Raw genomic sequence first — 15,316 nt, 5'->3', positions numbered from 1 at the left:
TGGTGGCTTGTGACTGAGCGTTTGCGTATCGCGGTCTTGAGCCGCAATTTTTCAGTGACCGGGGGGGGGGCTGAGCGCTATTCCATCTCGGTGGTGGAGCAGCTCGCGCAACAGCATGAAGTGCATGTGTTCGCGCAGACCATTTCGCATGATTTTCCCGGAGTGACCTACCACCAGGTGCCCAAGCCCCTGGAGCGCCCGCGCTGGATTAACCAACTCTACTTTGCCTGGAAGACCTGGCGCGCCACGCGCACGGGTTTTGACATCGTGCATTCCCATGAAAACACCTGGCATGGCAATGTGCACACCGTGCATGTGCTGCCGGTCAAGCACACACTGTTTGCCGGCGAGCAGGGCTTTGCGTTGGCTCTGCGGTGGTTGAAAGTGCTGACCAGCCCGCGACTTCTGGCTTACCTGTGGCTGGAAGAGCGGCGATTCGCTTTTGCCCGCAAAAAGAAGGTGGTGTGCGCATCAGCCACGCTGAAAGAAGTGGTGGAGCGCGCATTTCCAAAATCGCGCCCGATGCTGGAGGTCATCACGCCAGGCGTGGATGCAGTGCCGGGCCCGGCCACACCAGATGCCAAGGCCGAAGCGCGGCGGGCGCTCGGCGTGTCGACAGACGTGCCGATGCTTCTTTTTGTCGGCAATGACTTCGTAAAGAAAGGCCTCAAAACCTTGCTGGAAGCGTTGGCCCATATCAAAGGCAAGGTGGAATTGCTCGTGGTCGGCCGCTCGGAAAAAGCGAAGGAGTATGAGCAACAGGCGGCGAATCTTGGACTACGTTCACGCGTTCATTTCTTGGGTAGCCTGAAAGACATGTCGCTGGCCTACGGGGCCGCTGACATGCTGGTGCATCCCACCCTGGAAGATTCGTACGGCATGGTAGTGCTGGAGGGCATGGCGTATGGACTACCGGTGCTAGTGAGCGATGCACCGTTCAGCGGGATTGCCCGGGATTTAACAGCGGGTAGCAATGCGTTATTGCTCTCCGAGCCGGCAGACACTGTCGGGCTTGCGAGAAAGATAGATGCTTTGTTGCTTGACCAGTCTACTGCCGGCTCGCTGAGCACTAGCGCGGTGGAATTTGCGAAAGCTAACTCATGGGATCAAGCTGGCCTGCGATATGACAAGGTGTTTTGCGAGGTCACTCGTAAGTACAAACAACGATGGCTGGTGCTTTCCCATGCTTTCAATATGGACGGCCGCGCAGCGAGCCAGACCATTACTGACAAGTTACCGCACCTGGAGGCAGCTGGCATTGAGTTGGTCGTACTTAGTGGTGTTTCAGGGAGTCAGGATCGGCACTATGAGCACTATCAACTGTGGCCCGCAGGTCCTGCAGGGATCCGATTTGAAATGCGCCATGTACTGCGCAAGCAGTTTGCTTCTCCCTTTGCGTACAGATTGGTGATGGTTTTGCTTTCGTTGCCGCTGCTGCCATTTATGTTGGTAGAGAAGACGCTTCGCCCTGTTGAGAGCTCCTGGTCTTGGTGGCTCTCCGCCTATCTGAAAGGCCGGCAATTAGCCCGGGGGCGCAAGTTCGACCTGATTTATTCAACCGGCGGTGCGTTTGCGGCGCATCTTGCTGGCAGCGCATTGAAGCAGGCCACGGGCGTGCGGTGGTTGGCTGAAGTGCACGACCCATTGGTCATGCCGGGCAGCGAACCGGTCAGCAAGCAGGATTTGATGCAGGCCGAGGTGGAGCGCCTTATTTGTTTACAGGCGGATGTCGCTATTTGGTTCACTGACCAGGCTTTGGCTAGTGCAAAGCGGCGACACCCCCAACTGGGTGATCGCGGCAAGATGATGCTGCCGGGAATCGACGCGCCATTCAAGGAAATGCCACCTTATGTGCCGGGCCCCAAGATGGTGATTGGACATTTCGGTTCACTGTCTCCCACACGCAACCTAACTCCCATCATTGACGCATTGGAATCCTTGGTAGCTCAACGCCCGGAGCTCCGCGACAAAATTGAACTGCAATTGACCGGTGGGCCATTGGATGCGGTGTCTGAAGCTGCGCTCACAAATTCAAAGGTGAGGGACCTTGTAAGGCACTTGGGCAGGATAGAGGCAGATCCAGCCACTGGATTATCCGGGCGCGAGCAGATATTGCGGCGTATGCGGAGTGCTGATGTCTTGCTATTGCTACATGGTACGGAGCCGATTTGCGCGGAATACATTCCGTCGAAACTGTATGAGTATCTTTGGATGCAGCGGCCGATTGTGGCAACTGTCAAAAACAATCCACAGATGGCGGGGATCATTTGCGGACAGGGGCACATTGCCTCAGTTGGTTCTGATGCTTCTGACCTGTCAGAACAGTTGGATTCTTTCTGCAACCGTTGGCATGCTGAAGGGCTACCAGATACAGGACAATACAGCCCATTCACTACACAGGCAGCTACTAGGAAGATCCTAGATTGGGTGCAGGCGCTGTGGTCTCCCTTTCGTCTTTAAGCCTTTAAGGCAGTTCCATGCGTATTGATTACCGTCCCGATATCGATGGCTTGCGGGCTGTTGCAGTTCTTTCCGTGCTGGGTTTTCATGCCTTTCCGTCGCTCCTGCCAGGCGGCTTCATCGGTGTTGACGTTTTTTTCGTCATCTCTGGTTTCTTGATCACTAGCATCCTGTACATGGAGATGCATCGCGGCAGGTTTGGCCTGATTGGGTTTTATGCACGGCGAGTTTTGCGTATTTTCCCAGCATTGTTCCTTGTGCTTCTGGCCTGCCTGTTGGTAGGTTGGTATACCCTGCTGGCAGATGAGTACAAGCAGTTGGGCAAGCATATTGCCGCTGGTGCGGGTTTCATTGCGAACCTAACACTCTGGTTCGAGGCTGGTTACTTTGATCGTGCGTCAGAGGTCAAGCCTTTACTGCATCTTTGGTCGCTAGGGATTGAGGAGCAGTTCTACATTGTCTGGCCTCTGCTGTTGTGGGGGATGTGGCGCCTGTCCCGATATATGCGAGGTGTGACCTTGGCTCTATTGACAGTGTCCCTGCTCTACGCTTCTGTCTTAGTATTTGTGGACCAAACGCAAAGCTTTTATGCCCCTTGGACGCGTGCATGGGAGCTGCTTGCCGGCGCCCTTATAGCTTTGCAGTGGTTTCAGACCGGAACTTTACCCAAATGGATGCGGCATCCCGCTACTCAATGGGGCGCATTGCTAGCCTTACTGCTCGGAATGTTTCTGTTGCATTCCGAATACCCGTTTCCGGGGGCAATAGCACTAGTTCCGGTGCTCGCGGCCACCGTACTCGTTGCGGGCACAGAGCAGGGTCGGGGCACAGTGAGCAGACTGCTGTCTTCACGCCCGATGGTGTCAATCGGGCTTATCAGTTACCCCTTATATCTCTGGCATTGGCCGTTGCTGAGTTTTGCACACATTTTTGAAGGCGGCCAGCCGCCGGTACAAGTGCGTCTGGCGCTCTTGCTGATTGCTTTTGTATTAGCAGTATTAACCTACTGGGGTGTAGAGCGCCCTTTTCGCGGGCTGCCGCGGCGCTGGGCCGTTGGCGTGCTGGTGATTTTGGTCGTATTTGTTGGTCTGCTGGGAAACAACATCGACCATCGCGATGGCCTGGAACGCATACGCCATCGCAAGATGATTCAACTCAGCGAACAGGCTCAGCAGGATTTCGTGGATTTCGAGAAGGTAGGGCTGATCACAGAAGACAGGTGTGAAATCCCGTTCCGCTTCCCCGAGCGGGAGGTTTGTCTATTCACCCGCCGTGAATCACCCGTTAATGCCGTAGTGGTAGGAGACAGCCATGCCGTGCATGCTTTCTGGGGGCTAAGTCAGGCCTTGGCGTCCAGCGGCGACAACCTGCAGGTTCGCGGGCGTGGCGCTTGCGCTCCTTTGCTGGGACTGGGCACTACTGCCCCGCCGTACCACTGCCAGCCGGGTGTGAACGAGACTTGGCAGACCATCGCTGCCGATATGCGTATCCGCAAAGTTTTCATTGTTTACCGGGGCCGCTATCTGCTCAATGATGCGACTCAGGAACAGGTGCTGGCTTACAAGTTGGCCTTGGATCGCACCCTGCGAATGCTGGAAAATGCGGGTAAGCTTGTCTACTATTTCCTGCCCTTGGCGGAACCCGGTTTTGACCCTCGCCTATGCCTAGGCAAACTGCCCATGGCTCGCACCCCCCCGCGTTCATGCGATATCGATGTGACGGCTGACAAAACGCAAACTCGGGTCTTGCGGGAGGTTGTTGCAGAGGTCATGGAGCAGCATCCCCGCGTGCGATTGCTGGACCCGAAGCCTGCCTACTGCGGCAAAGACAGCTGTGCTATCATCCAAGATGGGCATAGCGTATTCAAGGACGAGAACCATCTGTCCCACTATGGTTCGATGCTTGTGGGGTCTCACCTCAAGCTGGACTAAGACCTGGTTTCTTTCCACATTCTTGGAGCGCAACAATAAGTAAGTTGATCGTTAAAGACGACTGACCGCACTTCTTTAGATTTAGATCCGCAATGCATACAAGCCGCTTCCAATGGACATTTTTGACACTGTTAGTTGTCTTTTTATCCATACTTTCGATTTCTGGCACGATCGCGCTACGCAATCTTCTTCATGTTGCGATGCTGGGAATGCTGCTTTGGTGTCTGCTGTTTTCGCCAGAGCACCAGACCCAGCAACCACGGGAAGTCGCTCGTCTAGTACCCTGGCCGCTTTATGCTTGGTGCGCCTTCTTGCTGCTGTTCCCCCTCTGGTCTGCGGATCCGTCGGTTGCTTGGATTAACCTTCGCGGGCAGTGGGGCGAGTCTATTCTGACCTGGGTGCTGGCGTGGGGGGCCATCTTTGTGCTGAGGTCGAGTCGACTGGGCCTATGGGAATTGGCGTTGGTCAGTGCGGCGCCGGTTTTTCTGCATATTTTGCTTTTGTGCATGGCCTGGATAGGGCTGCTGGGCCCGGTTTTCTTCGCCGAGCCCTCTCTGGCGAGTCTGTGGTTCACCATACGCGATGCTTTTTCCTCTTCCGAAGCGTGGAAATGGCAGCTAAAGCCGTTCCCTATGGGTTTTCGTGGAGTGGAGCCGATGCACGGCAATCTGGGATACGCAGCCTCACAGGCCATGGCAATAGCTTTGGCATGCGCATGCCGTGCTTGGTCCGAGGGGGCCGGCGTGAAGATGGTCAAGGCTTGCGCGTTAATAGGAATTTGTTTCCTTAGCGTTTTGATCGCTGGTTCCCGTGGTGCAGTGTATTTCAGTCTGATCCTTATCGTCATGGCAATTGTTCTTCACTTTGCATCTAGTCGGATGCGCAATGGAAGTAGTTTGAACAGACGCTGGAAGCCGACGATTAGGCAAGTGCTCTACGGTCTGGCGGGTCTATCCAGCCTCTTGATTTTTGTAGGGGCACTATTGCACACAGCTCAAAGAGATGAGCGCTGGTATTCCATGTGGGATAAGCTCGAACTGGGCTGGGTCATGGGGAACTCAACACGTATTTTGTGCGAAGGTCTATCAGATGTTGATGAGGCAGTCATCCTTAGCCGCTATGGTAACAAAGGGGAAAATTACGTCGAAGTGCTAAAGGCCGGACTTCTGGAGCAGGATGGCGCACGGGTTTTATTAATGCGCGCGGGTTCCGATATGGTCGTGCAATTCCCATGGGGGTTGGACGGCTCACGGCAGGCCTACCAAAAGCGTATCCTTCAGGTGTGCGGCCACCCTCCGGTGCTCGCTTTTTCCCATGCACACCAGGCTTGGATCAATCTTGGGCTGGCTTTTGGCTGGCTAGGCATGCTGCTGTTTGCTTGGCTCCTTGTGTCGTTTGCTATCCAGGGTTGGCGGACTCTTGCGACTGAGGACTGGACTGGAGGGCTTGCGCTGTTTTTGCTAGCCTCATTCTGGGGGTTACGCGGGTTTGTAGACGCGGTATATCAGGATCACTATCTGCAGATGCAGGCCTTTTTTCTGCTGTTTCTGAGCTTGAACAATACGTCCCGTCGAAGCCGGGTCTCACGCGGAAATCCTAAGTATGGGGCCTAGGGGCCACACTCAATCGTCAATAAAGAGTGCATTGAATGCCGGGTTGCGACGCACCAACCAAGACCTTGGTCGTTCCTTCAGTCTCCGTTTCAGCGGGTTCTGATAAGCGCGGCCGATTCCACCTCCTACGCCCTCAATCACGGGTGGGCGTGTAGTCAGGATACCTTGCAGTTGCTGCTTCTGCACAATTTCAAAAAAACACTGCTCCAATCCACGGCCCTGGTGCTGGTCTATGGAAAGGTGTGCATCGATGAAAAGCTGGGTATAGGTTGCGACAGAGACTACGTAGAAGCGGGTATCAATGTAATCAAACACAGGTTTCTGGAAAGCGGAGAAGACATCCAGGAATACGCCCTTTAGCAGCAGAGACCCATTCCAAATTTCCATGAGTTCAAGGTAGTTCGATACCCACAGTTTCGAAGTGCACTTGGCGAACGCACCAGCATGCCGAATGGACCAGGAGTTCTCTATGGCGTGGCGGACGATTTCTCCCTCTCCCCAGCCCCTTCCTCTTTGGAGAACCATGGCTTGATCATTCATGAAGTAGAGGCACTCCACTTTTGCTTGGGGAAAGTGCTGTGCCATCAGCCCCGTGAAGTCAAAGCCCGAGCCATCGCAGAGGACCAGTGGTAGTTCGGGGCAAATACGCAGCCATTCCCGCACGGATTCCAGTGCATAGCGAACCCTAGCCTCGGTGTTTTTAAGTGCTACTCCCGGGTCGTGCGCTATCACACTGGACGTGAGCAGGATGGGAATGTTCTGAAGTGTGGGGGGTGGATGGTTCATACTCTACGTGCGCCCTAATGCGCGTCGAAGCCGTCGACCGAATCTAGACATAGTGTGGCCCCCTTCACTAGGCCAGTCCATTTCTCGTTCCCAAGCCGATTGATATGTGACCCCGCAGTAAAACTCTGCGAGGTCAGACTCTCTTATGCCCAATCTACGGTCTGCCTTCAATTGCCACGCGTAGGCATACATTTTGAAAAACGGTTGCGATGGTAGGAGGTCGATAGCCTTGTATCTGAGCAAGGCTTCACCGTACCAACGCATTTCAATGGGATACGCAAGAATGAGGTCTGCCAGCGAGGTCCCACGAGGCTTTACAAAATTCTCATCTAGACTTTCCCATACCTTCCTGTTCCAAACCGGGCAGTTAGGTCCGAAGTTGTAGTACTTGCCCGGCCTTTCAATTACGTCCTGCACGCTTTTCGCTTCGGTGCGAAAGTTGTCAATTACGCGCTGTTTACCTGCAGCTAGTGCTGGAACAAGTAGTTCCCTGCACTCGTCTACTACCGAATAGGGGGTCCCATTGTCTGAAATAAACTCACCCTGCCTAAATGGTCGAATAAACAGGCAGTCAGAATCAAGGCACAAATAATTGACGGCCAGTCCTAAGCGCCAGAATTCTGATTTGATTATTTGTTGCGCTAAATGTCCCGGAATGGATGAAAACTTCGCCAGTGAATGTGCCGGGTTACTTAAGATGATCTCCTCGTCGTCAATCAGTGTTACTTTCCGTTCTCTTAGATATTGAGCAAAAAGTACCCGGTCGTTTTTGGGGCATGACACGATAAATTCAATGTCTTCGACATTGAATTGTTCCAAGGATTGAGTCAGCCTTAGCACGCGCTTTACATCGGTGCTATAACTTTTGCAGTAGATGACAAACCGCTTCACGATTTGTTGTCCTCGTAATTGGTGGAAACTTTCAAGAAAAACTGTAGTGGATTAGTAGCCCTCGCCACCATGATTCGCTTGAGTGCATAAGGGTTATCACCGGTTTGGAATCGTCCTCGGCGGGTGCTTGTAGCAGTGACATAGCCTGCGGATCGCACCATTTTTTCATGTTCAGGTTTGAACCAACCGTATGGGTAACAGAAGTGTCGGACTTCAATATCCAGCATTTGTTGAAGTTCATTCTTCGACTGCACAATCTGTTTGAGTGCTTCCTCCTCTGACAGATCCATGAGGTTTGAATGTAGTTGGGTGTGGGAGCCCACATCCATTCCACTCTCACTCCAATAGCGCCAGTTTCCCAAACTCATAAGTGGTTTCTGAGCAACTTTTCCTTCATCCCAAATATTTGTCCCTCCAATCATGCTGCTCACCCCGTAGCAAGTGGCTGTAAACCCATTGGCCTTCAGGATTGGGAGGGCATAAGTTAAATTATTTTGATACCCATCGTCAAATGTGAGGCCCACTACTTTGCCTTGCTTGGTGCCAAGGATGTAGGGCTCTAGGTCTCGCATTGATAGTCCTTTGTATCCTAGAACGCGAAGCATGCGCATTTGCCAGGAAAAAGAAGCGGGGGATACCACCAAACCACGCAACGGCGTACCGCTGGGGGGCGGTACATCAATCTGGTGATACATAAGGATTGGGATCTTCATGTCTGTATACGTTGGAGATTTGCGTAATGCCCATTGTGTCGGACCAACGTTACATGGTCTCCAGTTTCCACAATGCGTCCTTGATCCATCACCACGATCAGGTTTGCTCGTTCAATCGTACTGAGTCGATGTGCAATTACTAACGTGGTGCGGTTGTTCATCAGGCCAGCCAAGGCCTCTTGCACGACTCTCTCTGATTCCGTATCCAGCGCTGATGTGGCCTCATCAAGAATCAAAATGGGTGCGTTTTTGAGTATCGCCCTTGCAATTGCAATGCGCTGACGTTGTCCACCGGAAAGGGACGCTCCATTTTCCCCTACGAGAGTGTCGAGCCCTAAAGGTAATCGGGCAATGAACTCCCAAGCGTGAGCGGCAATTGCAGCATCCTTTATCCGTGAGTCATCGGTGTTGCGGGACTGACCGAATGCGATATTCGCTCGGATGGTGTCATTGAGGAGAACAATATCCTGACTTACCAGAGCTATATGTTCGCGCAGGTTGGCCAAATCCAACGTTGAAATGTCAACGCCATCAATTGATATTGATCCGGTGTCGGGCGAGTAAAAACGCGGAATGAGAGCTGCAAGTGAACTCTTCCCCCCCCCCGAGGCACCCACCAAGGCGACGGTTTGCCCGGAGCGGACCTCGATGCTAACACTCTCTAAGGCTAGCTTGTCGCTGCCCGGATAGCGAAACGTTACGTTGTCGAATTTGATGTTTCCCTTACAGTTTTTCAATTCCGCTGTGCCGGCATCAGACTCTACAGGTCCATCCAATACGCCGAATACACTTTCGCACGCGGCTAGACCACGTTGAAGTATGGGACTAATTGTTGTCAGTTGTTTGATCGGTGAAATCAGTAACAACATGGCCGTAATGAAAGATACGAAGCTTCCGGCAGAATCACCTGCTTGCCCCATAGAGCGACTTAGCGCCATAAAAATAATGAATGCGATTGCAAACGAAGCTGTCATGTGCGTGATCGGAGTTAAAGCCGAAGCTGGCACGGCCTCCTTCATCATGCTGCGACGAAAGCTTTCTGTAACCTCAAAAAACCGGTCTTTCTGTTGTTCCTGCCCCCCGTATATCTTGATGACTTTATTTGCTGCGGTGGTCTCTTCAACAGTATGGGCAACGGCACGTAAGGATTCCAAACTGGCCTTGCTAGCTTTACGAATCCGTTTTCCGAAGCTTTGAATCAAAACAGCAATTACTGGACCCACGGTGAGTGTCACGAGCGTCAGCTTCCAATCCAAGTAAAGAAGATAGCTCAACAATGCAATTGCGGTCAGCGTCTCGCGGATGGCGGTGACCAATACGTTTGTGGCTGCTTGGTTAATGTTGTCTACGTCGTATAGTAGACGGGCAATCCATTGCGAGGCCGGTTGAGTTTGGAAGATATGTGTGGGTGCTTCCACCAATTTGTTAAACATTGCCCGCCGGAGGTCCACCACCAATCGGGTTGATACCCAGGTCATCAAATAATTGGTCAAGAAAGAGAGGGCTCCCCGCACCACGAATAGCAGCACGATGCTCAACGGGATCAGCCACACCATTCGAGCGTCATTGGTCTTGAATCCGCTATCCAACAAATGTCGCATGATGGCGGGAAACACTGGCTCTGTCGCTGCTGTGCAGATCATGCAGAGTACTGCGAACAGAAAAGCCCGCCAGTACGGTTTGAGGAAACCTAAAAGGCGGATGTAGTGGGCGCGGTCTGCTTCACTCATGGAAGGACTTCAACTCCGTGGGAGCCCTTTTCCATACATCTCCACGCTGAATCTCAATAGCTTTGACGTAACGATAGAAAGTACCCTCAAAGTTGCCGATTGCGATCACCAAGCCTGCCCAACCGTCCAAAAATCCAAGCTTAAACAGGTAATGCTTCCAGAAGGCCCATTTCGCATGAAGCAATGCGGTCCACATAGATAGTTTCTTGTGTTGTATCTTTTCAGCCCCTAGGCTGGAGTAACGATTTGCCTTGTGCATAACCTCGGCCATGTTCTTGAAGGGGAATTGCCAAATGGCAGACTTCATGTGCCCGATAGGTAACTTAGAGTGCAACACATAACCCTCGTGCACGGGCTTCATGTCATATGTCATTGCCCCACGGCGAAATAGTTGGGGTTGGCGATAATTGGGGTACCAACCAGAGTGCTTGATCCAGCGCCCCATAAAGAAGTTACGTCGAGGTGTGTGATAGACCTCATGCGTCTCATCGCGCGATATCAACTGCTTTATTTCTGCTGCAGCTTCCGGTGTGCAGCGTTCATCCGCGTCAAGGCTAAAAATCCAATCTTTGGTGCAGGCGTTTATTGCTTGATTTCGGAGGTCACCAAATCCCTTGAAGTCAACTTGTACTACCCGTGCTCCCAAGGCAGTCGCAATATCTGCGGTACCGTCAGTGCTGTACGAATCTACTAGGATGATTTCGTCTGCCCATTTGACGCTCTGGATGGCGGCACTAACTTTTTCAACTTCGTTGAAGGCGATGATGTAGACAGATATGGTGGGCATGGGGTGGTAACATCCAAAGTGACCTGAGCCCCTGAGCTTTCAAGCCAGCGCCGAGAGTGATTTCCGGCATCAAGGGCGGCTAAGTCTAGTCGAAAATGCCTTCCAAAGAGCTAATCTCCATTGTCATTACAACCTACAACCGCAGTGATGCGCTTGGTTGCGTACTTGCAGCACTCGATCACCAATCGGATCGTCATTTCGAAGTGATCGTTGCAGATGATGGCTCCAATCAACAGCACCTTTCAGAAGCTCTCGCTATTGAAAGTCTGGCGAACTTCCCAGTCAAACACGTATGGCATCCGGACGTTGGTTTCACTGCCGCTAAGGTGCGCAATTTGGGAGTGGCCCAAGCCGCGGGTGGTTATTTGATCTTGCTCGATGGGGATTGTGTTCCTGAGATCGACTTCGTAAAGCGCCACCGAATGCTGGCACAGAACGGGCACTTTGTGAATGGTAGTCGTGTCCTTCTCAGCCAAGGACTGACCCAAAGTGCAATTGCCCGGGAAGTTAACTTGTCCAATCAATCCACGTGGCAGTGGATAGCGAGAAGATTTCGCGGGGAATCCAGCAAGTGGACCGCTAAGTTCCGATTGCCTGATTTGTCCATTCGTCGTCAGACCGCTTTCAGGTGGAAGGGCATTCGAAGTTGCAATATGGCTTTACATAAAGCGGATTACATCGAGATCAACGGATTCGATGAAACCTTTGTCGGCTGGGGGCATGAAGACGCGGACTTTGTTCTGCGTTTGCACAATGCGGGGCTTTGTCGTAAGAACGGCTTTTACTCGACGGAGGTCTACCACCTTTGGCATCCGGAGAGCAGCCGTGACCGGGAAAATGCAAATGCGCAACGAGTCCGGGAACGAATCGGAAACAAGTTGATCCAAGCCCCCGTTGGTTACCAGCAAAGCTTGGGTTTTGAACAGCTTAGGGTCTACACACGGTGATAATCGAAACACGATGAAAAAATTCTGGTTAATTTGCTTCTTTGGTTTGGCCGCATTACAGGCTCAAGCGCAATTTCGGGTTGAAGTTTCCGGAGTGGGAATGACCCAAATCCCAGTTGCAATTGCTGCTTTCCGTGGTGAGGATCAATCCCCTCAGAAAATTGCAGCCATCGTGCAGGCGGATCTGGAACGAAGCGGTCAATTCAAAGGGGTGGAGTCCGGCTCTGGTTTGGATGAGAGTGCCCGTCCGGATTTGAACGTTATGCGACAACGTGGGGCTGATGCCCTTGTTGCAGGTAGCGTCACGCGATTGGCTGACGGGCGCTTCGATGTTCGATTCCGCTTATGGGATGTCGTAAGAAATCAGGATTTGGGGGGACAGAGCCACGCTGTGCTGCCGGGTGATCTTCGCTTGGCGGCTCACCGGATCGCTGACTTCGTTTACGAGCGTTTGACTGGGGATAAAGGGGTTTTTTCCACGAGGATCTCTTACGTTACGAAGGCGGGGCCGACCTATAACCTGTGGGTCGCAGACGCGGATGGCGAAAATGCTCAAAGCGCATTAAGTAGCCCGGAGCCGATCATTTCCCCATCCTGGGCCCCCAATGGCAATCAACTCGCCTATGTGTCCTTTGAAGCTCGAAAGCCGGTGGTTTATGTTCACGACGTTGCGACCGGCCGTCGTCGTCTCGTCGCGAGCTTTAAGGGGTCCAACAGTGCGCCCACGTGGTCACCGGACGGTCGGTCCATTGCGCTCACTCTCAGTCGTGATGGAGGGTCGCAGTTGTATGTGATGGATGCCAATGGTGGGGAACCCAGGCGCCTGATGCAATCGCCTGCGATCGATACAGAACCCGTTTATACGTCTGATGGAAAGACAATTTACTTTGTGAGTGACCGGGGCGGCTCCCCGCAGATTTACAGGGTTCCAGCTGGCGGTGGGAGTGCAGAACGAGTAACCTTTTCTGGCGGCTACAACATCTCTCCAGCCCTGAGTCCGGATGGAAAGTGGTTGGCGTATGTGTCGAGGGTCAACGGTGCATTCAAGTTGCACGTGATGGACATTGTCAGCGGAAGTGTTTCAGCCATTACTGATACTGCGGCTGACGAAAACCCGAGCTTTTCTCCCAATAGTCGCCTCATTATTTACGCAACTTTGTTGCAAGGAAAAGAGGCGCTAATGACAACCACTTTGGACGGCCGCATCAAGGCCCGACTGGCGGGCCAGGGTGGTGATATTCGTGAGCCCGATTGGGGCCCCGCTCAGAAATAATTTTGAAATTTAACTTGGAGTTTGAGAATGAAAAAATTGGTTTTGCTCATGTCGGTTGTGGCTCTTTTGAGTGCTTGTGGTTCTGCGGTTAAGCTGGACAAGGTGCCAGTCGAAGACAAGTCTGGTCAAACGGTGAATGCAGGTTCGGCAGCCACTGGAACCAATGACGGTGCCGGCGTAGCAAAGAGCAATGTCGCCACTGTTACCTTGGACAAAAATGCACAGGATCCAGCGTTGAGTGCTGCATTGAAGACGGTTTACTTTGACTACGATAGTTTTGTCATTCGCTCCGAGTTCCAGGCCACGTTGGAAGCACACGCCAAGTACTTGAAAGCGGACAAATCCCGCAAAGTAAGCATTGAAGGCCATACCGATGAACGTGGTGGCCGCGAATACAACTTGGCTCTGGGCCAGAAGCGGGCAGAGGCAGTGCGCAAGGCTTTGCAACTCCAAGGCGTGTCTGATGCGCAAATGGAAGCTATCAGCTATGGCAAGGAAAAGCCGGCCGTTCTGGGTAACTCCGAAGCCGCTCTGGAAAAGAACCGTCGCGCCGAGTTCAGCTACCGATAAGTCATGATGTCTCCTTTGACGAAGCGTTTTGCTCACGCTGCATCAGTAGCACTTTTGTTGTGCTTAGGGGCAGGGCAGTCATTTGCAGGCCTGTTTGACGATGAAGAGGCACGTCGCGCGATTCTTGATTTACGCCAGCGAATTGAGGTTTTGCGCGCTGACAGCGATCAAAAAATTGCTGATGAATCCAAGCGAAATGCGGATGATGCGGCTCAACTTCGCCGTTCACTTCTGGAGCTTCAAAATCAGCTTGAGGCTAGTCGTGCAGACACGGCCAAGCTTCGTGGCCAGGTAGAACAGCTCGCGCGGGATCTGGCGGAGGCACAGCGCAAACAAAAAGACTCTTCGCAACTTCTTGAAGATCGTCTGCGAAAACTGGAGCCTTCGAAAGTGTCCGTGGACGGTCGCGAGTTCTTTGCAGAACCCTCTGAGAAGCGCGATTTTGAAGCAGCGCTTGCTGTATTTCGCAAAGGCGACTTTGCTACGGCGCAGTCAGTGTTTCTCGACTTCCTGAATCGTTATCCGACCTCTGGATACCGTCCTTCTTCATTGTTCTGGCTGGGTAGTGCGCAGTACGCGACCAAGGACTACAAGGACGCACAGGCTAATTTCCGTAGCTTGGTGCAGCAATCAGGCGATCATTTGCGCGCGCCTGAGGCGTTACTCGCACTGGCTAACTGTCAGTCTGAATTGAAAGACACCAAGGCGGCCAGAAAGACTTTGGAAGAACTGATTGCGAGTTATCCATCGTCAGAAGCTGCGAGTGCTGCCAAGGACCGTTTGGCTCGTTTGAAGTGACCGGCATTGCTTCAGGGGCGGTTGAGGCGGCTGACCTCAACCGCCGGTTTTCCGGCATAGACCGGCTCTTTGGAGTTGAGCCGGCCGGGTGCTTTCGCAATTCGCATGTCGCTGTTGTAGGGATCGGCGGTGTGGGCTCCTGGGCTGTGGAAGCTCTTGCCAGGAGCGGAATTGCTGCGCTGACATTGATCGATATGGATCATGTGTCCGAATCCAACATTAATCGGCAGTTGCACGCTTTGACCAGCACAATCGGTATGTCCAAGATCGAAGCGATGCGGGAACGCATTGCAGATATCAATCCTGCGTGCCGGGTGGTGGTGGTCGACGACTTCGTTGACGAGGACAACTGGCCCGCAATTTTGGGTGGACAAGTAGATGCAGTCATTGATGCATGTGACAACGTCAAGGCGAAAGTTGCAATGGCTGCATGGTCGCGTGAGACCAAGGTCCTATTTGTGTCTGTCGGTGCCGCAGGTGGTAAGCGTTTGGCGCATCTCGTGGATATTTCTGATTTGAGTCAAACCACGCATGACCCCCTTTTAGCCCAGCTACGCTACCGTCTTCGGAAATCACATGGGGCGCCCAAAGACGGGAAAAACATGAAGGTCGCTTGCGTCTACAGCAAGGAGGCAGTTCGTGGTCCGGATGCCTCCTGCGCTGTGGAAGGCAATGGAACGCTGAATTGCCACGGCTACGGTTCCTTGGTAAGTGTTACGGCCACCTTTGGAATGTGTGCGGCAGGCTGGGTGATCGATAAATTATCGGTTCCAACTCATTTGGCCTCAAAAAAGACGCTATAATTTGAGGCTACGCA

The 15,316-nt window shown here is 52.8% G+C and carries 13 protein-coding genes; 8 read left to right on the top strand and 5 right to left on the bottom strand.

All coding sequences use genetic code 11. The features are described 5' to 3' along the window. The first annotated feature begins 9 nt into the window (after window positions 1-9). The 3 genes from ACOAP0_RS00805 to ACOAP0_RS00795 all read left to right on the top strand — a co-directional run bounded on the left by ACOAP0_RS00805 (window position 10) and on the right by ACOAP0_RS00795 (window position 6,004). Complete coding sequence (locus ACOAP0_RS00805; RefSeq protein ID WP_498376012.1) at window positions 10-2,460, top strand: glycosyltransferase family 4 protein; 2,451 nt, start codon at window positions 10-12, stop codon at window positions 2,458-2,460. Between the two features lie 17 nt (window positions 2,461-2,477). Then, on the top strand, window positions 2,478-4,391 hold the full coding sequence (locus ACOAP0_RS00800; protein ID WP_498391287.1) for an acyltransferase family protein: 1,914 nt from the start codon (window positions 2,478-2,480) through the stop codon (window positions 4,389-4,391). Window positions 4,392-4,513: 122 nt separating this feature from the next. Beyond that, entirely contained in the window at window positions 4,514-6,004 is a 1,491-nt protein-coding gene (locus ACOAP0_RS00795) for an O-antigen ligase family protein (RefSeq protein WP_498376014.1), read from the top strand. 9 nt (window positions 6,005-6,013) lie between these two features. Here ACOAP0_RS00795 and ACOAP0_RS00790 read toward each other — a convergent pair whose 3' ends face one another. The 5 genes from ACOAP0_RS00790 to ACOAP0_RS00770 are packed head-to-tail and all read right to left on the bottom strand — an operon-like array spanning window position 6,014 to window position 10,911. After that, the gene (locus ACOAP0_RS00790) at window positions 6,014-6,790 is read right to left on the bottom strand and encodes a hypothetical protein (RefSeq protein ID WP_498376015.1); all 777 of its coding nucleotides are present in this window, start codon (window positions 6,788-6,790) and stop codon (window positions 6,014-6,016) included. Between the two features lie 3 nt (window positions 6,791-6,793). Further along, entirely contained in the window at window positions 6,794-7,681 is an 888-nt protein-coding gene (locus tag ACOAP0_RS00785; protein WP_498376016.1) for a DUF6492 family protein, read from the bottom strand. Further along, entirely contained in the window at window positions 7,678-8,394 is a 717-nt protein-coding gene (locus ACOAP0_RS00780) for a polysaccharide deacetylase family protein (protein WP_498376017.1), read from the bottom strand. The genes ACOAP0_RS00785 and ACOAP0_RS00780 overlap by 4 nt, the downstream gene beginning before the upstream one ends. Further along, entirely contained in the window at window positions 8,391-10,124 is a 1,734-nt protein-coding gene (msbA, locus tag ACOAP0_RS00775; protein ID WP_498376018.1) for a lipid A export permease/ATP-binding protein MsbA, read from the bottom strand. The genes ACOAP0_RS00780 and msbA overlap by 4 nt, the downstream gene beginning before the upstream one ends. Continuing rightward, complete coding sequence (locus tag ACOAP0_RS00770) at window positions 10,117-10,911, bottom strand: glycosyltransferase family 2 protein (RefSeq protein ID WP_087493928.1); 795 nt, start codon at window positions 10,909-10,911, stop codon at window positions 10,117-10,119. Before ACOAP0_RS00770 ends, msbA begins: the two co-directional genes overlap by 8 nt. A gap of 95 nt (window positions 10,912-11,006) precedes the next feature. Here ACOAP0_RS00770 and ACOAP0_RS00765 point away from each other — a divergent pair, with 95 nt between their 5' ends. The 5 genes from ACOAP0_RS00765 to ACOAP0_RS00745 are packed head-to-tail and all read left to right on the top strand — an operon-like array spanning window position 11,007 to window position 15,302. Beyond that, window positions 11,007-11,858 carry a glycosyltransferase family 2 protein gene (locus tag ACOAP0_RS00765; protein WP_498376019.1) on the top strand — a complete coding sequence of 284 codons (852 nt, stop codon included), beginning with the start codon at window positions 11,007-11,009 and terminating at the stop codon, window positions 11,856-11,858. Window positions 11,859-11,871: 13 nt separating this feature from the next. Next, window positions 11,872-13,131, top strand: coding sequence for a Tol-Pal system beta propeller repeat protein TolB (gene tolB / locus ACOAP0_RS00760; protein ID WP_498376020.1), 1,260 nt, complete (start codon window positions 11,872-11,874; stop codon window positions 13,129-13,131). A 27-nt stretch (window positions 13,132-13,158) separates the two neighbouring features. Next, a complete protein-coding gene (pal, locus tag ACOAP0_RS00755) occupies window positions 13,159-13,701 on the top strand; it encodes a peptidoglycan-associated lipoprotein Pal (RefSeq protein WP_087493925.1) in 543 nt (180 codons plus the stop codon). Between the two features lie 3 nt (window positions 13,702-13,704). Then, window positions 13,705-14,499, top strand: coding sequence for a tol-pal system protein YbgF (gene ybgF, locus ACOAP0_RS00750; RefSeq protein WP_087493924.1), 795 nt, complete (start codon window positions 13,705-13,707; stop codon window positions 14,497-14,499). Beyond that, window positions 14,496-15,302, top strand: coding sequence for a tRNA threonylcarbamoyladenosine dehydratase (locus tag ACOAP0_RS00745; protein ID WP_498376021.1), 807 nt, complete (start codon window positions 14,496-14,498; stop codon window positions 15,300-15,302). The genes ybgF and ACOAP0_RS00745 overlap by 4 nt, the downstream gene beginning before the upstream one ends. The last annotated feature ends 14 nt before the right edge of the window (window positions 15,303-15,316 follow it).

The sequence above is a fragment of the Curvibacter sp. Hmag1.1 genome (genome assembly GCF_059769165.1).
This window is presented reverse-complemented; position numbering and strand designations above follow the sequence as displayed.